The following is a 17,341-nucleotide window of genomic DNA, read 5'->3' on the forward strand; positions in this document are numbered from 1 at the left end:
GGTGAGGCACCTGGGGCCGTCACCGTTCGGCCGGATGTGCGTGGTGTCACACTCCGCCACGGGCTGCGAGAATGATCCGCTGTGATGACCGCCCCCGCACCCGGTGTGCTGAGCCTCTCCCACCGCCGCGCCCGGCTGGCCGGACAGCTGTCCCGGCTCGGTGTGGAGCGTGGCGGCGTGCTGATGGTGCACGCCTCGCTGCGTGCGGTGGGGGCCGTCGACGGCGGGGCGCCGGCCGTGACCGCCGCCCTGCGGGACGCGCTGGGGCCGCGGGGCACGCTGGTCGTCCCGGCCTTCACCCCGGAGAACTCCGACACCTCACCGCAGTACCGCGCCCGGGTACGTGGCCTCGGCGCGCGTGAGCTGGACGCCGTGCGGGCGGCCATGCCGGCGTTCGACCCGGCCACCACGGCCGCCCCGTCGATGGGGCGCGTAGCCGAAGCGGTGCGCCGCTCCCCCGGCGCCGTACGCAGCGCCCATCCGCAGACCTCGTTCGCGGCCGTGGGCCCACGGGCGGACGAGGTGGTGGCCGGTCACCGCCCGGACTGCCATCTCGGGGAGGACTCCCCGCTGGCCAGGCTGTACGACCTGGGGGCGCAGGTCCTGCTCCTGGGGACCGGCTTCGGCTCCTGCACCGCGTTCCACCTCGCCGAGTACCGCGCCCCGTCCCCGCCCCGGCGTACCTACCGCTGTGTGGTGGGCGAAGGCGGCGGGCGGCGGTGGTGGGAGTACGAGGACGTGGCCCTGGAGGACGGCGACTTCGCGGCCCTGGGCGCGGACTTCGAGCGCTCGGCCCGGTCCGGCGCCGTCGCCACCGCCCAGGTCGGCTCGGCCCCGAGCCGCCTGTTCCGCCTGCCCGAAGCGGTGGGCTTCGCCACGAAGTGGCTGCCCGCGCACCGCCACGGCGGCGCGGGCGGCGGTTCAGCTCCTGATGCCGAGGCCCTCGACCACGACCGCGCCCGGCAGCGCCGCGAGCGCCTTGCCCGGCATGATCAGTTTGCCCCGGCGGCTGCCGCTGCCGACCAGGACCCATTCCTCCTCCACGACGGCGGGGTCGATCAACAGGGGCCAGCCGTCCGGGAGTCCGACGGGCGTGATGCCGCCGTACTCCATGCCGGTCTCGCCGACCGCCGTGTCCATCGGAGCGAATGACGCCTTCCGGGCGCCGAGGTGCTTGCGGACGGAGTTGTTCACGTCGACGCGGGAGTGGGACAGCACGAGGCAGGCGGCCAGGGTGGTCTCTCCCCCGCGCTTGCCGGCCACGACGACGCAGTTGGCCGACCGGTCCAGCAGACCGGCCCCGTGGTGTTCGACGAACGCGGCGGTGTCAGCGATCGCGGGGTCCGTGTCGACGTGGATGACCTGATCGGCGGGGATACCGCCCCAGCCCTCACGGACCGCTGCGGCCACCGGGGCGGTGAGAAGTTCGAGGCGTTCGGCAGCGGGGCGGGCATCCTCGAAGGAGCCGATGGGTGCGCGCATGCCGGCCACGCTAACAGCCCCGTGCACCGGCCCGGTTGGACGTCTCATCTGACGGGCGGGATGGACACGGCCATGGTGACTTCGAGGGGCTCGGAGCCCTCGTTGCGGTAGGCGTGGGGATGGTGCGCCTCGAAGGTGGCGGAGGTTCCGGCGGGCACGGTGTACGAGGCGCCGTCGACGACCAGGGTGAGTTCACCGGTGGCGACGTGGAGCAGCTCGACGGTGCCCTCGGGGTGCGGATCGGACGCGCTGCCCTCGCCGGGCACCAGCCGCCAGGACCACAGTTCCAGCGGACCCCTGGCCTCGGTGCCGACCAGCAGGGTGGTGGCGCTCCCCGCCTCCGTGGACCACATCCGTACCGCCTGGCTGGCGGGCACCAGGCGGACCGGGGAGCCCTGGTCGTAGTCGAGCAGGGTGGTGATGCTGACACCGAGCGCGTCGGCGAGCTTGACCGTGGTGCCGACGCTCGGGTTGGTGCGTGCCTGCTCGATCTGGATGATCATGCCGCGACTGACCCCGGCACGGGTGGCGAGGGCGTCCAGGGTGAAGCTCCGCTCCCCGCGCCAGCGCTTGAGGTTGCGCGCGAGGGACTGGGTCAGCTGGTCGAGATCAGTCACATTCCGTCCAATATTTTGGATGACAGAGTCAAAAATACTGCACTACGGTGTGGTGTACCCACCGTTCACCACACTGTACTGCGAGGCCCCCGCATGTCCGCACTGTTCGCCCTCGCCACCAGCCTGCTGTGGGGACTGGCCGATTTCGGCGGCGGGCTGCTGACCCGGCGCATGCCCGCGCTCACCGTGGTGGTCGTCTCGCAGACCGCCGCCGCGGCCGTGCTCGCGGTGATCGTGACCGTCACGGGCGCCTGGAGCGAGGCGGGCGGGCAGCTCTGGTTCGCGGTCGCGGCCGGTGTGGTGGGGCCGGTCGCGATGCTGAGCTTCTACAAGGCCCTGGCGCTCGGCCCGATGGGCGTCGTCTCCCCGCTCGGTTCCCTGGGCGTCGCCGTGCCGGTGAGCGTCGGCCTGATCGCCGGCGAGCGGCCGGGGCTGCTGCAGTTCGCCGGGGTCGCCGTCGCGGTGGTGGGCATCGTGCTGGCGGGCGGCCCGCAGTTGCGCGGTGCCCCGGTGCAGCGCCGGGCGGTGTTGCTGACCCTGGTGGCGGCGTTCGGCTTCGGGGCCGTGATGTCCCTGATCGCGGAGGCGTCCACCACGCTCACCGGCCTCTTCCTGGCCCTCTTCGTGCAGCGCCTCACCAACATCACGGTGGGCGGCACGGCACTGTACGTCTCGGTGCGGCGCGGGGGCCGTGCGCTGCCCGATGAGGGCGGGGCAGCCGTGGTGCGGGCCGCGTTGCCGGCGCTTGCGTTCGTGGGCCTCGCGGATGTCGCGGCCAACGGTACGTACTCGATCGCCGCCCAGCACGGACCGGTCACCGTCGCCGCCGTACTGGCCTCGCTCTACCCGGTGGTCACGGCCCTGGCCGCACGCGGCCTCCTGGGGGAACGGCTGCGCGGCGTGCAGGCGGCGGGGGCCGGGCTCGCCCTGGTCGGCACGGTGTTGCTCGCGACCGGCTGACGGGACCCGCCGGCCCCGGCACGGACCTCAGCTCTCGTCGAGCTCCGCCACGGCCAGCAGCTGTTCGGGGGTCACACCCTCCGGGATCGGCACCGGGGCCGGTGTGCGCATGGGCGGCTGCCAGCCCTTCTCCGGGTCCCAGCTGCGTACGACACGGGCGGGGGCGCCGGCCACGACCGCGTGGTCGGCCACCTCTCCGCGTACCACCGCGCCCGCCGCGACGACCACGTTGCGCCCGAGCCGGGCGCCCGGGAGGACCACCGCTCCGGTGCCGATCCAGCAACCGGGCCCGATGGCCACCGGTTCCATCCTCGGCCACTGCCGGCCGACCGGCTGCCGCGGATCGTCATAGCTGTGGTTGGTCGAGGTGATGTAGACGTACGGCCCGCAGTACGTGTCCGAGCCGATCGTCACCGTGGTGTCGGCGACCACATGGCTGCCCCGGCCGAGCACCACTCCGTCGCCCAGGGTCAGGATCGGATCGGCGCCGAGGTCCAGATCGGGCATGAGCCCCGCCGTGAGGGTCACCTGTTCGCCGATGATGCAGTGGTTGCCGAGCTCGATCCACCGCTCCCCGAAGACCGTGCCCTGCGGGAACGCCAGCCGGGTGCCCTCGCCGATCCGGCCGAACCGCAGCCCGCCGGGATGCGCGGCCGTGACCGCACCCGTCTCCCGGACCCAGCGCCAGCAGCGGTGGACGGCCCCGGACACGACGCGCCGCCGCCAGGCCGTCAGGGAGGAGACCGTGTCTCTGTTCTTCGGCACCCGCACACGGTAGTCGGGGCGCCCGGGACCGGTATCCGCGCCGGCCTGTGATCTTCACCCCACCGGGACCCCGGCCCGCGTGCCCGTCGCATAACGTTTCCCCGGCGGCCGGACGGCTGTCGACCCGCCGGCCGCGACCCACGGCACCGGAGCACGGAGGAACGCGCGATGGCAGAAAAGGCGTTGATCACCGCACTGGGAGGTCAGGAGCCGGACATCGACGCGTCCGCCTTCGCCGCACCGACGTCGGTCGTGATCGGTGAGGTCACCATGGCGGCCGGTTCCAGCGTCTGGTACCACGCGGTGCTGCGTGCGGACTGCGGCCCCATCGTCATCGGCGCCGGTTCCAACATCCAGGACAACTGCAGCGTCCACGTCGATCCCGGCTTCCCCGTCACGGTCGGCGAGCGCGTCTCGGTCGGGCACAACGCGGTGCTCCACGGCTGCACCGTCGAGGACGACGTCCTGATCGGCATGGGGGCCACCGTCCTGAACGGTGCGCACATCGGCACCGGCTCGCTGATCGCCGCCCAGGCGCTGGTCCCGCAGGGGATGCGGGTGCCGCCGGGTTCGCTGGTCGCGGGCGTACCCGCCAAGGTCAAACGGCAGCTGACCGAGGAGGAGCTCGACGGCGTGAAGTTCAACGCGGTCGGCTACGTGGAACTGGCGAAGGCACACCGCGAGGCCTTCGAGGACTGAGCACGGGGACCCGTCCCCCGGTCAGTCCTCCCGGGCAGTGCGGCGAGCAGCCGCACAGGTCCGGCCGGCCCGGATCGCGCGGGTCAGTCGGCCGCCGGTACGGTCCCGGGTTCGGGGGCCGGCCGCGCCGCGTCACGCGCGGCCGCCGCCTTCTTGGCCCGGTTCCTGACGACCAGCATCGAGGCGAGTCCGATCAGGACCGCGATCGCCAGTCCCAGGTACGAGAACCGCTTGAGCCAGTCCTCGGCGACGACACCCACCGTGTAGATGACGGCCGTGGTGCCGCCCGCCCAGGCGATCCCGCCGAGCAGGTTCGCGGTCAGGAACTTCCAGTACGGCATGTGCAGGACGCCGGCGAGCGGTCCCGCGAAGATGCGCAGCAGGGCCACGAAGCGGCCGAAGAAGACCGCCCACATCCCCCACTTGTGGAACGAGCGTTCCGCCGTGGCGATCTGGCTCTCACCGAAGTGCCGGGGGAACTTCGCGCCGAGCCAGGCGAGCATCGGGCGTCCGCCCCTGCGGCCGATGGCATAGCCGATCGAGTCACCGATCACCGCCCCGGCCGTCGCGCAGGCACCCAGGATCCACGGGTTGATGCCGTCGTGTCCCGCGGCCAGCAGCGCCGCGCTGATCAGCACGACCTCGCCCGGCAGCGGGATGCCGAGGCTCTCCACACCGATGACTATGCCCACCAGGAGGTAGACGCTGATCGCGGGAACGTTCTCCAGCCACTCCTGGATGTGCAACGCCGGTTCCTCCGTAGTGATGTCCTCTGGGCCGCCGGACAACTCCTCGGCGCACAGAGGTAACCCTACCGGCCGTGTCACCGGGACGGACAGCGCGAAGGGCCGCCCCCGCACCCGTTCCGGGTGGGCGGCGGCCCCTGCCGGGCCAGGTGGAATCAGGCGTTCGGGCGCAGCGTCCAGACCACTGTCATCTCGCCGGTCACAGCTCCGTCCGCGCGCTGGATCCGGATGGCCACGGGAAACTCGGGGCGCTTGCCCGCGTCCAGTTCGGCGACGACCTCGGCCGCCGGCCTGCCGAGCGTGGCGGTCGCGGTGACATCACCCATGGCCAGCTTCTGGTATCCGATCTCCGCCTTCACCGCGAGGGGGACGGCGCGCGTCAGCTGGTCGCCGAACGCGGCGATGACTATCGCGCCACTCGCGGATTCCGCCAGCGTGAACATCGCGCCGGCGTGCGGTCCGCCGACATGGTTGTGGAAGTCCGCCTGGTCCGGCAGACGGACCACCGCGCGTTCTGCGGTGGACTCCAGGAATTCGAGGTTGAGGGTCCGGACCATCGGAACCGTCGCGGCGACCATCTCGCCCGCGGTCATCTGTTCAGCGCTCATGAGTCCGATGTTACCGGCCGGTAGGCAGGTTTGGCCATGCCTCGGGGATCACCGGGCACCGCCGGATCCGCACGCGCCCCCGCCCTCCGGCTTCCGTCGGTCCCGTCCTTCACCGTCCGCTCACGGGGGCGGCCGTAGCCGACCGGGCGGCGCACCTCTATCGTTACTCGCCATGTGGCCAGGACAGCAGCCGCCCGGGGGCGAGCAAAACCCGCAGGACCAGAACCAGAACCCGTATCAGCAGCCGGGTTACCAGCAGCCGAATCCCTACCAACAACCGGGATACCAACAGCCCGGCGCGTCCGGGCAGCAGCCCGGATACGGCTACCCGCAGCAGGGACAGCCGGGGCAGCAGGGCTACCAGCAGGGCAACCCGTACCAGCAGCCGACCGTTCCGCAGCACGCGGTTCCCGGCCCGCCCGGTCCGCCTCAGCCCAACAACGACAAGAAGAAGACGACCGTCATCGCGATCGTCGCGGCGGTCGCGGTCGTCGCGGCCGCGGTGGTCACCGGCGTCGTCGTCATGAACAAGGACGACGGCAAGGACGGCAAGAACGTCGCCGACGACAAGAAGTCGTCCGCGCCGGCCAAGCCCTCCGGGTCCGCGTCGTCGCCGGAGGCCAACCCGCGCGGCAGCGAAGGGGACGCCAAGCCGCTCATCGCCGGCTGGAAGGTGGTGACCAACCCGAAGTGGGGCACGCAGTTCGACGTGCCCGGCGACTGGGAGGTCTCCCGTCCCGGGATCTCCTCGTTCTTCGAGGACGAGAAGAAGGGTGACGGTTCACCGCTCATCGGCTTCACGGCACCCGCTGACCTCAAGAGCAAGTGGTGCGTCGACGACTCCGACCACGACGGCATCAAGGAGAACAGCAGCCTGGCCGGTACCGGCACCCGCGGCGCCGAAGGGGCCACGGACGCCGATGTGAACGCCAGGAACGAGGCCGGCACCTGGGCGTGGGCCGCCTACGCCCAGCACATGCCGAAGAGCACCATCAAGATCAGCAAGGCGAAGCAGTACACCACCAAGTCGGGTCTCACCGGCAGCCTGGTGACCGCCAAGGCGCCCAATGTCACCAAGAAGACGAAGTGCGACACGGACGGCAAGTCCATCGCCTTCACCTTCAAGAACAGCAAGGGAGCCTTCTCCTCCTGGGTTCTGTACGGTGCCGCCTCCGTCCCGGACGAGCTGCCGGACTCGACGATCATGAAGATCCTGAGCACGGTGCGCCTGGTGAAGATCACCGAGTCCTGACACCGGGCGGCAGCCCATTTGGCACCACGGGGTCGCGCCAGCGATAGTCCCCTGGTGACAACGGCCGACCTCGCACCCCCATCGGACCGCCCCTCCCGGGCGGGCCGCAATTACCGGCTGCTGACCGCCGCCGCGATCATCACGGGCCTGGGCACCAACGGCGCGCTGATCGCGGCGGCGTTCGCGGTTCTGGAGTCGGGCGGCGACGCAGGCGACGTCGGGCTGGTGGCCGCCGCCAGGACCGCGCCGCTGGTGCTCTTCCTGCTGATCGGCGGGGCGGTCGCGGACCGGCTGCCGCGCCACCGCGTGATGGTGGCGGCCAACACCCTCAACTGTGTCTCGCAGGCCGTCTTCGCCTGGCTGGTCCTGACCGGTGATGCCCGGCTGTGGCAGATGATGGTGCTCACCGCCCTCTGCGGCACCGGGCAGGCCTTCTTCAACCCGGCCGCCGAGGGCATGCTGATGTCCACCGTCAGTGGCGAACAGGCGAGCCGCGCGTTCGCCCTCTTCCGGATGTCCATGCAGGGCGCCGCCATCGGCGGTGCGGCGCTCGGCGGCGCCATGATCGCCGCGATGGATCCGGGCTGGGTGCTGGCCATCGACGCGGCCGCCTTCGCGGTGGCCGGAGCGCTGCGCTCCTTCCTCGACGTCAGCCACATCCCCGCGCGCGCGCCCCCGGCGGTGGGCTGCTCGCCGATCTCCGGGACGGCTGGCAGGAGGTCATCGGCCGCACCTGGCTCTGGGCGGTGGTGGCGCAGTTCTCCGTGGTGGTCGCCGCGGTCGGGGCAGCCGAGGCGGTTTACGGGCCGCTGGTCGCCAGGGACGAACTCGGCGGCGCCCGCCCCTGGGGCCTCGCGCTCGCCGCGTTCGGAGTCGGCACCCTGGGTGGGGCGGTGCTGATGATGCGGTGGAAGCCGAGGCGGCTGCTGCTGGCCGGGACCCTCTGCGTGTTCCCGCTGGCGCTGCCCTCGGCCGGTCTCGCCGTGCCCCTGCCGGTGGCCGGGCTCTGCGCGGTGATGTTCGTCAGCGGCGCCGCCATCGAGGTGTTCGGCGTGTCCTGGATGACGGCCCTGCATCAGGAGATCCCGGAGGACAAGCTGTCGCGGGTCTCCGCCTACGACTGGTTCGGCTCGGTGGCCATGGTGCCGCTCGCCACCGCGCTCGCCGGTCCGGTCGAGTCGCTGGTCGGGCGCGGCCAGGCGCTGTGGGGCTGCGCCTCGCTGGTCGTCCTGGTCACCGGTGCCGTGCTGTGTGTTCCGGACGTGCGCAACCTGACGCGCAGAACCGTCCCCACCGGGGTGGTGGCGAAGGGTGCGCCGGCGTCAGCCGATACCGAAGGAGCCGTCGGGCGGCTCGGGTGAGTCCACCGCCTCGTCGTCCCCGACCGGCCTGGCGCCCCTGACGAGCCGGGCCACGGCGGCCCCGTACTCGACACGGGCCGGAAACGCATCGGCGGCACAACGGCGGGTCAGCGCCGCCGTGTCGAAGGGCGCGCGGGAGGCGACGAGGACGATGTTGCCGAAGCGCCGGCCGCGCAGTACCGCCGGCTCCGCGATCAGCGCGAGCTCCTCGAAGACGGCCGCGAAGGTGGCCAGCTGCGGACGCAGGAAGTCGAAGGGCGCCCCGTCCGCGAGGTTGGCGGCGTAGACCCCGTCGGCCCGCAACGCCCGTGCCGCGGCCCGCGCGAAAGGCACGGTCGTCAGGTGGGCGGGTACCCGCGAGCCGCCGAAGACGTCCGCGATCAGGACGTCCAGGGAGCCGGGTGCGGTCGCCTCCAGGTGTTCGCGGGCGTCCGTGCCGTGCACGACGATCCGGCTGCCGTCGGGCAGCGGCAGGTGCTCGGCCACGAGGGCGAGCAGCCCCCGGTCGGCCTCCGCGACGTCCTGCCGGGATCCGGGGCGGGTCGTCGCGACGTAGCGGGGCAGGGTGAGGGCGCCGCCGCCGAGGTGCAGCACGTCCAGCGGCGTGCCCGGTTCGGCGGCGCAGTCCACGACGTGACCGAGCCGTCGCGCGTACTCGAACTCGAGGTGCTCCGGCGCGTCCAGGTCGACGTACGACTGAGGTGCGCCGTCGACGGTCAGCAGCCAGGCCCGCTCCCGGTCCACGTCGGGGAGCAGTCTGGCGGTGCCCCGGTCCACGTCGCGGATGACCGGTATCGACTCGTTCACTCCCCCATTGTGCGGTGCCCGGCCGGCTGCTCGTGACCCCGGCGGGGCGGGCCCCGCGCACAGCGCCGGGTCCGTCTCCCGTGCGGTACGGGAGACGGACCCAGCCGCGCGGCGGCCGCTCAGAGCAGACCGGTGACCGTGCCCGCGCCGATGGTGCGGCCGCCCTCACGGATGGCGAAGCCGAGGCCGGTCTCCAGCGGTACGTCCCGGCCCAGTTCGACGGTCATGGTGACCGTCGTGCCGGGTCGCGCCACCGCGGTCGCGCCGAGGTCGACGTCACCGACGACGTCCGCGGTGCGGATGTAGAACTGCGGCCGGTAGCCGGTGGCGACCGGCGTGGTCCGGCCGCCCTCCCGCCCGGACAGGACGTACACCTGCGCGGTGAAGCGCCGGCTCGGTGTCACGCTGCCCGGCGCGGCCACGACGTGACCCCGGCGTACCCGGTCGCGCTCGACCCCGCGCAGCAGCAGCGCGACGTTGTCGCCGGCCTCGGCGGACTCCATCGGCCTGCCGAAGGTCTCCAGACCGGTGACGACGGTCTCGACACCGGCCCCGAGCACCTCGACCCGGTCCCCGACGCGGACGGTGCCGCGCTCCACCGCGCCGGTGACGACCGTGCCCCGGCCGGTGATGGTCAGGACGTTCTCCACCGGCAGCAGGAACGGCGCGTCGATGTAGCGCACCGGCATCGGTACGTAGGTGTCGACGGCGTCGAGCAGGGCCTCGACCGCCCCCGTCCAGCGCGGGTCGCCCTCCAGCGCCCGCAGGCCCGACACCCGCACCACGGGCACGGTGTCGCCGCCGTAGCCGTGCGCGGACAGCAGTTCGCGCACCTCCAGCTCGACCAGGTCGGTCAGCACCGCGTCCTCGCCGTCGTCGACGGCGTCCGCCTTGTTGAGGGCGACGACGATGTGGTCGACGCCCACCTGGCGGGCGAGCAGCACGTGCTCGGCGGTCTGCGGCATGATGCCTTCGAGCGCGGACACGACGAGGATCGCCCCGTCGAGCTGGGCCGCGCCGGTCACCATGTTCTTGATGTAGTCGGCGTGTCCGGGCATGTCCACGTGCGCGTAGTGCCGGGTGTCGGTCTCGTACTCGACGTGCGCGATGTTGATGGTGATGCCGCGCTGCGCCTCCTCCGGCGCCCGGTCGATGCGGTCGAACGGGACGAACGTGCCGGTACCCCGGTCGCTGAGGACTTTGGTGATGGCTGCGGTGAGGGTGGTCTTGCCGTGGTCGACGTGGCCCATGGTGCCGATGTTGAGGTGCGGCTTGGTGCGCACGTATGCCGTCTTGGGCATGGCTCATTCCTTGGTTCTCGAAGCTGAGAGAGAAGACCCCAGGGCCCTGCCGACCCTCCCCTCACGGGGTCCGCCGGACTGTCGGGGGAGGGTCAGCTTCGGGCGCCGCCGATGGGTGCCGCGGCAGCGGTGAGTGCTGCCGTGACTGCTGCCGCGGTCATCGATGCGACAACAGCGGTGGTGAACGCGGGGCTCACGGCAGCCTTCGGCGCGTCCGCGACTGCGGACTGCGCTGCGAGGAAGGCGAACCGGAACATGCGTCGATCATGTCCGCCCGAGGCGGGCCCGTCGAACGATTTACTGCGGGCGGCAGGCGAGTTGACGGCCGGTCGGTATTCCGCACCGGGGGCTCCCGCAGCGGTGCCGAGCGGCCTCGGCCGTCTTGTCGACTGTCGCGAATCCGTCCCTATAACGGTCACATTACGGCGATCACACCTGGTGTCGGATACTCTCCCCGAATGCTCGACCCCGCCCCCGCCACCCGGCCCGCCGTCGGTCTGTCCGCGCGCTGCACACGGGTGCTGTTCTCGCCCTGGTCCAGGTTCTCGCTGCTCGTGGCGGTGCTGCTGGCCGCCGCGACGACGATGCTGCTCCTCAAGCCACAGCGGCTGCTGGCCTCCGGCTGGCCGGCCCAGCTGAGCGGCGGCGCCGCAGCGGTCGTGCTGTTCGGACTCGCGTACGGCGTGTGCACGGTGGCGTTCGTGCCGCGTCCGCTGCTCAATCTCGCCGCCGGAGCGCTGTTCGGCACGCAGGCCGGACTGGCGGCGGCGCTGGCGGGCACGGTGCTCGGCGCGGGCATCTCGTTCGGGCTCGGCCGGGTGCTCGGGCAGGAGGCGCTCCGCACGCTGCTGCGCGGTCGCTGGATGCGGGCGGCGGACGGACAGCTCAGCAGACACGGATTCCGCTCGATGCTGGCGCTGCGTCTCTTCCCCGGAGTGCCCTTCGCCGCCGCCAACTACTGCGCCGCCGTGTCACGCATGGGCTGTCCCCCGTTCCTGGTGGCGACCGGACTCGGCTCGATCCCGAACACGGCCGCGTACGTCGTGGCGGGCAGCGAGGCCTCCTCGCCGACATCGCCCGCCTTCCTCGCGGCGATGGGCTTCATCGTGCTGACGGGGCTCGGCGCGGCCGTCGTCGCCTGGCGCAGGCGTGACCGGCTGGGCGCCGAGTGACGCGGCGGTACGGCCGGGGGTTGTCGTAATCCTGTTCACCCGGGGGCGATACGCTTCCCGCGACCGACAGACGATCTCCGGGCCCAGGCGGCCCCGCCCTCACACGACCGCAATCCGCACGCTGCCGACCGGCTCCGATGCCCGGCGGACGATGCATGATCCCTTCAGGATGGCCCAAGCCCCATGAGCTGGTTCGAATCCTTCGTCCTCGGCCTCGTTCAGGGACTGACCGAGTTCCTGCCGATCTCCTCCAGCGCCCATCTGCGGCTCACCGCGGCGTTCGCCGGCTGGCACGATCCCGGAGCGGCGTTCACCGCCATCACCCAGATCGGCACGGAAGCCGCAGTCCTCATCTACTTCCGCAAGGACATCGTCCGGATCGTCGGAGCCTGGTTCAAATCGCTGACGGACCGCTCGATGCGCAGCGACCACGACGCCCAGATGGGCTGGCTGGTCATCGTCGGCTCCATTCCGATCGGCGTGCTGGGCGTGACGTTCAAGGACCAGATCGAGGGCCCCTTCCGCGACCTGCGGCTGATCGCCACCACCCTCATCGTGATGGGCATCGTGCTCGGCGTCGCCGACCGCCTGGCCGCCCGTGACGAGACCGGCGGCAAGCACCGGGCGATCAAGGAGCGCAAGTCCCTCAAGGAACTGGGCATCAAGGATGGCCTGATCTTCGGCTTCTGCCAGGCGATGGCCCTGATCCCGGGTGTCTCCCGGTCCGGCGCCACGATCAGCGGCGGTCTCCTGATGGGCTACACCCGCGAGGCCGCGGCCCGCTACTCGTTCCTGCTCGCGGTCCCGGCCGTGCTCGCCTCGGGCGTCTTCGAGCTGAAGGACGCGGGCGAGGGACATGTGGCCTGGGGTCCGACGATCTTCGCCACGTTCATCGCGTTCGGCGTGGGGTACGTCGTCATCGCCTGGTTCATGAAGTTCATCACGACCAAGAGCTTCATGCCGTTCGTTATCTACCGGATCATTCTGGGCATTCTGCTCTTCGCTCTGGTCGGCGCCGGCGCCCTGAGTCCGCACGCCGGTGAGTCCGCCGGATGACATGCTGGGCAATTGCCTTGCGATGTGACGCTTGACGCGCCACTCCCGCCGGACGCGCGAAGGGCATGCACCTCAGACGGGCCTCACAATGTTGTGCTCCCTCGGCCGGTACAGGCGCCAGATCACTTCGATCCCGGTTCCCGAGGGGGCCGCGGGCGGTGCCGCTCGTTCACGCCGGACCTCGGTGAAGCCCAGCCGGCGCGGTACGGCCGCGCTCGATGTGTTGGCCGAGTCGTGCGCGATCTCCAGGTACTCCACCGTGGGCAGGGTGAACATCTCGCTGATCAGGGCCGACGTCGCTCTCGTCGCGATACCCCGGCCGGTGGCGGCGGGATGCAGCCAGTACCCCATGAACCAGCCCGTCGGTTCGGCGCCGCGGTAGGCCTGGCACATGCCGACGAGGGTGCCGTCCTCGGCGACGGCGTAGTTGTACACCTGCCCGCCGAGCCACCCCGCTCCGGACCTGGCGAGGAAGCCCCGGGTGTTCTCCTCGCTGTGCTGGGCGACCCACGGCTCCCAGGGGCGCAGATGGTCCAGGGACTCCTCGATCAGCTTGTGGGCCGACGGGAAGTCCTGCTGTCCCCGCCAGCTTCGCAGGGCGACGTCTGCGCACTCGATGACGGGCCTCGGTCGTTCCATGGCAGCCATGATCGTGCGTGAACGGGCCCGCCGCAGCTACTTCTCCGGGCTCGGCCGCTTCACCGGCTCGCTGCCGGTGGCGTAGACCGTGGCGATGATCCCGTCAGGGAACCGCTCGGTGCGCAGCAGGACCCAGGTGTTCCCGTGGCCGTCCTCGATGGCCGTCTCCTCGGTGCGGGACCAGTGCGGCAGGACGTTCTCGCCGAGGTGGGCCGCGAGTCGCCGCGCGATGTCGTCGATGGTGTCGCGGGTGACCTTCAGGCCCAGGGTGTGCCGGGCGTACAGGTTGAGCGCCTTGCCGCCGACGGGCAGGGGGAGGTGTCTGGCAACGGCTTCACGTTTCCAGGCCGCCAGGCCTCCGGGGCCGCTGATACGCGAGGTGACACCTGTGCGGTACTGCGCCCAGGTGCGTTCCGCGTGACGGGTGCAGTAGCGCAGGACGTGGCTGCGGTCCGCGCTGATGACCAGGCCGTATCCGTGTCTGCGGAAGTAGATCCGCCACGTGCCGGTGCTGCTTCGTTCGGTGTCGGCCTGCTCGGAGATCAGGTCTTCGAGCAGGGAGCGGATCTGCGTCTCGGCGATCTGCGGCACGACGGCGTGGACCCTGCCGTACGTCGCGACGGCGCCCGGGGTGACGTCGATCTCGTACGCCTCGTCGGAGTCCATACCGAGAGTGCCGGGTGTCCAGGTGTCGGCTCCCCACCGCCACTCGGAGCGGCGCGGTGCGGAGGCGTCGGGGGTCGCGGCGGGCCTGGCAGTCGTGTAGCCGTCGCACCGGCCGCACCATCCGTCGGCGCGGGTGGTGGTGGAGGAGCACGGGGTTCCGTCTGCGCCGTAGCGGCGGCACGGGCGCCGGGGCGGGGCTGGAGTGATCAATCATCTCTCCTGTTCGGTCGGTGTCGCCGGTGGTGCCGGGGCGCTCCCACCTGTTGAGCGTAGGCCGCGGGGGCTCGTTCGGTGCCGCGTTCGCTCGGGCTTCCCGGGCCGGCTTCCCACGCGCCAGGCGGAGCCCCCACCCTTTGTCCACTATTTGGTCACAAGTTCATCACCAATGGAATGCATGGCTCACATCGGTTCGTACGACCTCGCTACGGTCGTGCCCCACGCATCACCTGGGGGACCCATGTCGCACAACCCGCCGCCGCAACCGCCGCCCTGGGGCCGGCCGCCCGAGCCCGCCCGGCCCAACCCGTACGTACCCACGGCGCCTTCCGGGGGCCGGCCCGGCTGGACGAGGAAGCGGATCATCATTCCGGCGGCGGTCGTCCTGATCTTCGTCGGCGTCGGCATCGGCGCCGCCGACGACGGCGCCGGGACGCAGAAGGCCGCCGACGCGAAGGCCGCGCCCGCCGCGACGGTCACGGCAACGCTGACGGCCACGGCGACCACGTCGGCCGAGCCGCTGCCCGCCGTCACGAAGACCGTCACCGCCTCCCCGGAACCGGCTCCGACGGTGACGAGGACGAAGACCGTCAGGGTCACCGTCGCACCCGACCCCGGCGGCTCCGGCGGGTCGGGCACCTCCGGCGACTCCGGGTCGGGCGGTGGCTCCGGTTCGGCGTACTACGCCAACTGCACCGCTGTCCGGGCAGCCGGCGCCGCACCCATTCACGCCGGGGAGCCCGGCTACGGGCGGCACCTGGACCGCGACGGTGACGGAACCGCCTGCGAATAGGCGCCCCGTTGCCGTGCGACGCGGGGGCCGGCGAAGGCCCGGCGGGTACGTCACCCGTGACGCGCGCCCACGAACTCCCCGATCGCCAGGGCCAGCCGCTCCGGCTGGTCCAGCGGGACGAGCGTGCGGCTGTCGGGGATCTCGGCCAGCCGCCCCTGCGGCAGGAGTTCCGCGAGGCGCCGGCCGTGCTCGGGCGGCATCACGCGGTCGCCGGCCGCCCAGACGACGAGCGCGGGGCGGTCGAAGGACTCCAGGGCGCCGGCGGCACCGGCCAGCGCTCGGGCGTCCGAGGCCGCCGCCCGCAGCGTCCGGACCGCGTCGCGGCGGATGTCCGGCCGGGTCATGACGGGCCGCGCCCACCGGCGGGTCGCCGCGTCGCCCCGCCGGGTCAGCCATCCGAACGCGATCGGGAGGCGGCGCACCGCCCGCAGCCGCATCTGCTGCATGAACAGCCCGAAGAGACGCGGCGACAGCCGGCCGACGAGCGCGAGAGTCCGGCCTGTCACCCGGGCCGGGTAGTTGTCGAACGCCTCGCAGGAGACGAGCACCACCCGGCTCACCCGCTCCGCGAGGTCACCGTCCCCGATGAGCAGTTGCACCAGGGCCCCGCCGGTGTCGCTGCCGACGAGCGTGACGTCGCGCAGGTCCAGCCGGTCGAGGAACTCCGCGACCAGCCGGGCCGCCCCTCGCAGGGACAGGTCGGCGTCCGCGCGCATCGCGTGGAGGTGCGCGCCAAGGGGCAGCGTCGGCGCCAGGCACCGGTGGCCGGCGGGCAGCCCGGCCACCGTCCCGTCCCACAGGGACGCGTCCATCAGCAGCCCGTGCAGCAGGACCACCACCGGGCCGTCGCCTCCGGTGTCCTCGTAGGCGACCGTCCCGGCCGACAGCTCGATCTCCCTCGTGACCGTCGCCCCGGTGGGCCGCCCCGGGTGGCGCGACGCCCCGCGGGCGCCTTCGGCGAATGGGACCTTCTGAAATTCCGCGGACGTGCTCATGACGACCTCCGGGTGGGCAGGATTCATCCCTCCCAAAAAGTGAACCACGTGGTTCACATCGTGTCCATCACCCGCCGGGCCGGGCCCTGCGGCCACAGGCGGTAGCACTCATTCACCGGCCGCCTCCTCGCGCTCCAGGGCGCGCACCAGTGCCTCGAAACCGGCGGCCACCCCCTCGGTGTCGCCACTGGTCCGGGCGTCCACCAGGAAGCCGCGGAGCGTCGCGAGAACCATCTCGGCGACCTCCAGCCTGCGGCGCGCGGACCAGTGCTCCGGGCAGACCGCCAGCAGCGTGGGCAGATACTGCCGGGACGCCTCGCGGCCGAGTGCGGCGTAACGTCCGGAGTCGTACATGGCCAGGCCGATGGCCTGATCGAGCACCGCGGCCTCGTCGTCGTCCAGCAGAATGGGCCAGATCGCGCGTACCCAGTCCCCCAGCGACCTGCGGGCCCCTCCTTCGGTGGCGGCGGCCAGTGCCTTTCCGGTGCGGCGTCGGCGCAGCTCGACGGTGGCCTGCACCAGCAGGTCGTCGGCACCGTCGAAGTGGTAGAGGAGCACCTTGTGCGTGGTGCCGGCCGCGCGGGCGGCGCGTCGCAGCGAGAAGTCCACGATCCCGTTGGCCGCGAGGTCCTCGGTGACCAGGTCGAGCAGTTCCCGGCGCCTGGCCTCACCGCGCGGCGATCCCGCTGAGCGCCGGTAGCCGGCCCGGTCCGGTGAGCCTTCGTCGGCGGAGATGTTCATGCCGACAGCTTCCATGACGGGCGGCGCGCGCACAGCCGGGGGCCGCCCGGGACGGCTCGATGTCACCGGCAGGCGCACATGACGGGGCTGCCCCCGTGCCCGCCGGAGCGGGAACGGGGGCAGCCCTGAATTCGGCCCGTTACGTCACTCGGTCTCGACGAAGGGCGGAAGATCGGGTTCCACGAACAGCCCCTGGTAGCGCGGTGTCGGTAGTGCCTCGACACGGCCCGGGGCCTCGGCCGCCGAGCCGGCGGCGCTCTCGTCCGAGCGCCGCTGAACCTGGCGGGGCGGGGTTTCAGCCATCGGGTCTCCTGTACATCGCAGTTGCTGTGAGAGCCCCGAGGCCGGCCGGTCCGTGGACCGCGGCGACGACGGGGGTGTGGCATCGTCCCGGTCCCACACCCACCAGGGCACCGGTATCCGACGAGGCTTGCAGAGACTATCCGTTGCCGCTGGTCCGGCCGT

19 protein-coding genes and 2 pseudogenes are annotated in these 17,341 nt (G+C 72.0%); 8 read left to right on the forward strand and 13 right to left on the reverse strand.

Translation table 11 applies throughout. The annotated features are described in order from the left end of the window. Positions 1–84 precede the first annotated feature (84 nt). Positions 85–909, forward strand: a pseudogene (locus tag ACGFU6_RS24310) (aminoglycoside N(3)-acetyltransferase); the annotation flags it as partial. A 12-nt stretch (positions 910–921) separates the two neighbouring features. Here the strand turns inward: ACGFU6_RS24310 and ACGFU6_RS24315 are convergent. Together ACGFU6_RS24315 and ACGFU6_RS24320 are read right to left on the reverse strand one after the other, a co-directional pair. Then, positions 922–1,482, reverse strand: a complete 561-nt coding sequence (locus tag ACGFU6_RS24315) for a YbaK/EbsC family protein (protein WP_393613791.1) — start codon at positions 1,480–1,482, stop codon at positions 922–924. 44 nt (positions 1,483–1,526) lie between these two features. Next, positions 1,527–2,099 (reverse strand): helix-turn-helix domain-containing protein, encoded by a 573-nt coding sequence (locus ACGFU6_RS24320; RefSeq protein ID WP_393613792.1) that lies wholly within the window; start codon positions 2,097–2,099, stop codon positions 1,527–1,529. A 93-nt stretch (positions 2,100–2,192) separates the two neighbouring features. Between ACGFU6_RS24320 and ACGFU6_RS24325 the strand changes: the two genes are divergently transcribed. Further along, positions 2,193–3,059, forward strand: a complete 867-nt coding sequence (locus ACGFU6_RS24325; protein WP_393613794.1) for an EamA family transporter — start codon at positions 2,193–2,195, stop codon at positions 3,057–3,059. A gap of 27 nt (positions 3,060–3,086) precedes the next feature. On the opposite strand, the gene ACGFU6_RS24330 is transcribed toward ACGFU6_RS24325, so the two are convergent. After that, positions 3,087–3,824: an acyltransferase gene (locus ACGFU6_RS24330; RefSeq protein WP_393613796.1), complete on the reverse strand. Its 738-nt coding sequence runs from the start codon at positions 3,822–3,824 to the stop codon at positions 3,087–3,089. A 168-nt stretch (positions 3,825–3,992) separates the two neighbouring features. Between ACGFU6_RS24330 and ACGFU6_RS24335 the strand changes: the two genes are divergently transcribed. Continuing rightward, a complete protein-coding gene (locus tag ACGFU6_RS24335) occupies positions 3,993–4,523 on the forward strand; it encodes a gamma carbonic anhydrase family protein (RefSeq protein WP_393613797.1) in 531 nt (176 codons plus the stop codon). Positions 4,524–4,606: 83 nt separating this feature from the next. On the opposite strand, the gene ACGFU6_RS24340 is transcribed toward ACGFU6_RS24335, so the two are convergent. Both ACGFU6_RS24340 and ACGFU6_RS24345 read right to left on the reverse strand, forming a co-directional pair. Further along, complete coding sequence (locus tag ACGFU6_RS24340; RefSeq protein WP_393613798.1) at positions 4,607–5,269, reverse strand: DedA family protein; 663 nt, start codon at positions 5,267–5,269, stop codon at positions 4,607–4,609. Between the two features lie 155 nt (positions 5,270–5,424). Further along, a complete protein-coding gene (locus ACGFU6_RS24345; RefSeq protein WP_123528488.1) occupies positions 5,425–5,862 on the reverse strand; it encodes a DUF4442 domain-containing protein in 438 nt (145 codons plus the stop codon). Between the two features lie 187 nt (positions 5,863–6,049). Between ACGFU6_RS24345 and ACGFU6_RS24350 the strand changes: the two genes are divergently transcribed. Then, positions 6,050–7,129 carry a hypothetical protein gene (locus ACGFU6_RS24350; protein ID WP_393613800.1) on the forward strand — a complete coding sequence of 360 codons (1,080 nt, stop codon included), beginning with the start codon at positions 6,050–6,052 and terminating at the stop codon, positions 7,127–7,129. A 54-nt stretch (positions 7,130–7,183) separates the two neighbouring features. Continuing rightward, positions 7,184–8,490, forward strand: a pseudogene (locus ACGFU6_RS24355) (MFS transporter). Here the strand turns inward: ACGFU6_RS24355 and ACGFU6_RS24360 are convergent. The 3 genes from ACGFU6_RS24360 to ACGFU6_RS24370 form a co-directional block, all read right to left on the reverse strand. Further along, positions 8,452–9,297 carry a spermidine synthase gene (locus ACGFU6_RS24360; RefSeq protein WP_393613801.1) on the reverse strand — a complete coding sequence of 282 codons (846 nt, stop codon included), beginning with the start codon at positions 9,295–9,297 and terminating at the stop codon, positions 8,452–8,454. The pseudogene ACGFU6_RS24355 and the gene ACGFU6_RS24360 sit on opposite strands and share 39 nt — an antisense overlap. A 119-nt stretch (positions 9,298–9,416) precedes the next feature. Further along, a complete protein-coding gene (tuf, locus tag ACGFU6_RS24365) occupies positions 9,417–10,598 on the reverse strand; it encodes an elongation factor Tu (protein ID WP_393613802.1) in 1,182 nt (393 codons plus the stop codon). A 92-nt stretch (positions 10,599–10,690) separates the two neighbouring features. Next, complete coding sequence (locus ACGFU6_RS24370; protein WP_393613803.1) at positions 10,691–10,855, reverse strand: hypothetical protein; 165 nt, start codon at positions 10,853–10,855, stop codon at positions 10,691–10,693. 201 nt (positions 10,856–11,056) lie between these two features. On the opposite strand from ACGFU6_RS24370, the gene ACGFU6_RS24375 reads away from it, so the two are divergent. Together ACGFU6_RS24375 and ACGFU6_RS24380 are read left to right on the forward strand one after the other, a co-directional pair. Next, the gene (locus tag ACGFU6_RS24375; protein ID WP_393613805.1) at positions 11,057–11,770 is read left to right on the forward strand and encodes a TVP38/TMEM64 family protein; all 714 of its coding nucleotides are present in this window, start codon (positions 11,057–11,059) and stop codon (positions 11,768–11,770) included. A gap of 183 nt (positions 11,771–11,953) precedes the next feature. Next, positions 11,954–12,826 carry an undecaprenyl-diphosphate phosphatase gene (locus tag ACGFU6_RS24380; RefSeq protein ID WP_393613806.1) on the forward strand — a complete coding sequence of 291 codons (873 nt, stop codon included), beginning with the start codon at positions 11,954–11,956 and terminating at the stop codon, positions 12,824–12,826. 72 nt (positions 12,827–12,898) lie between these two features. On the opposite strand, the gene ACGFU6_RS24385 is transcribed toward ACGFU6_RS24380, so the two are convergent. Together ACGFU6_RS24385 and ACGFU6_RS24390 are read right to left on the reverse strand one after the other, a co-directional pair. Continuing rightward, positions 12,899–13,465 carry a GNAT family N-acetyltransferase gene (locus ACGFU6_RS24385; RefSeq protein ID WP_393613808.1) on the reverse strand — a complete coding sequence of 189 codons (567 nt, stop codon included), beginning with the start codon at positions 13,463–13,465 and terminating at the stop codon, positions 12,899–12,901. A gap of 36 nt (positions 13,466–13,501) precedes the next feature. Further along, complete coding sequence (locus ACGFU6_RS24390; RefSeq protein WP_393613810.1) at positions 13,502–14,341, reverse strand: hypothetical protein; 840 nt, start codon at positions 14,339–14,341, stop codon at positions 13,502–13,504. A 247-nt stretch (positions 14,342–14,588) separates the two neighbouring features. On the opposite strand from ACGFU6_RS24390, the gene ACGFU6_RS24395 reads away from it, so the two are divergent. After that, positions 14,589–15,140 (forward strand): excalibur calcium-binding domain-containing protein, encoded by a 552-nt coding sequence (locus ACGFU6_RS24395; protein ID WP_393613811.1) that lies wholly within the window; start codon positions 14,589–14,591, stop codon positions 15,138–15,140. Positions 15,141–15,190: 50 nt separating this feature from the next. Here ACGFU6_RS24395 and ACGFU6_RS24400 read toward each other — a convergent pair whose 3' ends face one another. The 3 genes from ACGFU6_RS24400 to ACGFU6_RS24410 form a co-directional block, all read right to left on the reverse strand. Beyond that, a complete protein-coding gene (locus ACGFU6_RS24400) occupies positions 15,191–16,135 on the reverse strand; it encodes an alpha/beta fold hydrolase (protein WP_393613813.1) in 945 nt (314 codons plus the stop codon). A gap of 108 nt (positions 16,136–16,243) precedes the next feature. After that, complete coding sequence (locus ACGFU6_RS24405) at positions 16,244–16,876, reverse strand: TetR/AcrR family transcriptional regulator (RefSeq protein WP_393613815.1); 633 nt, start codon at positions 16,874–16,876, stop codon at positions 16,244–16,246. Positions 16,877–17,020: 144 nt separating this feature from the next. After that, on the reverse strand, positions 17,021–17,179 hold the full coding sequence (locus ACGFU6_RS24410) for a hypothetical protein (protein WP_185092559.1): 159 nt from the start codon (positions 17,177–17,179) through the stop codon (positions 17,021–17,023). Between the last annotated feature and the right edge of the window lie 162 nt (positions 17,180–17,341).

The organism is Streptomyces sp. NPDC048462, assembly GCF_043200175.1.
Classification (GTDB): Bacteria; Actinomycetota; Actinomycetes; order Streptomycetales; family Streptomycetaceae; genus Streptomyces.

Excerpts from the sequence above, each read along its gene's own strand:
- ACGFU6_RS24395 (WP_393613811.1), top strand. The coding sequence starts at position 14,589 with ATGTCGCACAACCCGCCGCCGCAACCGCCGCCCTGGGGCCGGCCGCCC.
- ACGFU6_RS24335 (WP_393613797.1), top strand. The coding sequence starts at position 3,993 with ATGGCAGAAAAGGCGTTGATCACCGCACTGGGAGGTCAGGAGCCGGAC.
- ACGFU6_RS24380 (WP_393613806.1), top strand. The coding sequence starts at position 11,954 with ATGAGCTGGTTCGAATCCTTCGTCCTCGGCCTCGTTCAGGGACTGACC.
- ACGFU6_RS24385 (WP_393613808.1), bottom strand. The coding sequence starts at position 13,465 with ATGGAACGACCGAGGCCCGTCATCGAGTGCGCAGACGTCGCCCTGCGA.
- ACGFU6_RS24345 (WP_123528488.1), bottom strand. The coding sequence starts at position 5,862 with ATGACCGCGGGCGAGATGGTCGCCGCGACGGTTCCGATGGTCCGGACC.
- ACGFU6_RS24370 (WP_393613803.1), bottom strand. The coding sequence starts at position 10,855 with ATGTTCCGGTTCGCCTTCCTCGCAGCGCAGTCCGCAGTCGCGGACGCG.
- ACGFU6_RS24400 (WP_393613813.1), bottom strand. The coding sequence starts at position 16,135 with ATGAGCACGTCCGCGGAATTTCAGAAGGTCCCATTCGCCGAAGGCGCC.
- ACGFU6_RS24350 (WP_393613800.1), top strand. The coding sequence starts at position 6,050 with ATGTGGCCAGGACAGCAGCCGCCCGGGGGCGAGCAAAACCCGCAGGAC.
- ACGFU6_RS24315 (WP_393613791.1), bottom strand. The coding sequence starts at position 1,482 with ATGCGCGCACCCATCGGCTCCTTCGAGGATGCCCGCCCCGCTGCCGAA.
- ACGFU6_RS24405 (WP_393613815.1), bottom strand. The coding sequence starts at position 16,876 with ATGAACATCTCCGCCGACGAAGGCTCACCGGACCGGGCCGGCTACCGG.
- ACGFU6_RS24375 (WP_393613805.1), top strand. The coding sequence starts at position 11,057 with ATGCTCGACCCCGCCCCCGCCACCCGGCCCGCCGTCGGTCTGTCCGCG.
- ACGFU6_RS24325 (WP_393613794.1), top strand. The coding sequence starts at position 2,193 with ATGTCCGCACTGTTCGCCCTCGCCACCAGCCTGCTGTGGGGACTGGCC.
- ACGFU6_RS24410 (WP_185092559.1), bottom strand. The coding sequence starts at position 17,179 with ATGGCTGAAACCCCGCCCCGCCAGGTTCAGCGGCGCTCGGACGAGAGC.
- tuf (WP_393613802.1), bottom strand. The coding sequence starts at position 10,598 with ATGCCCAAGACGGCATACGTGCGCACCAAGCCGCACCTCAACATCGGC.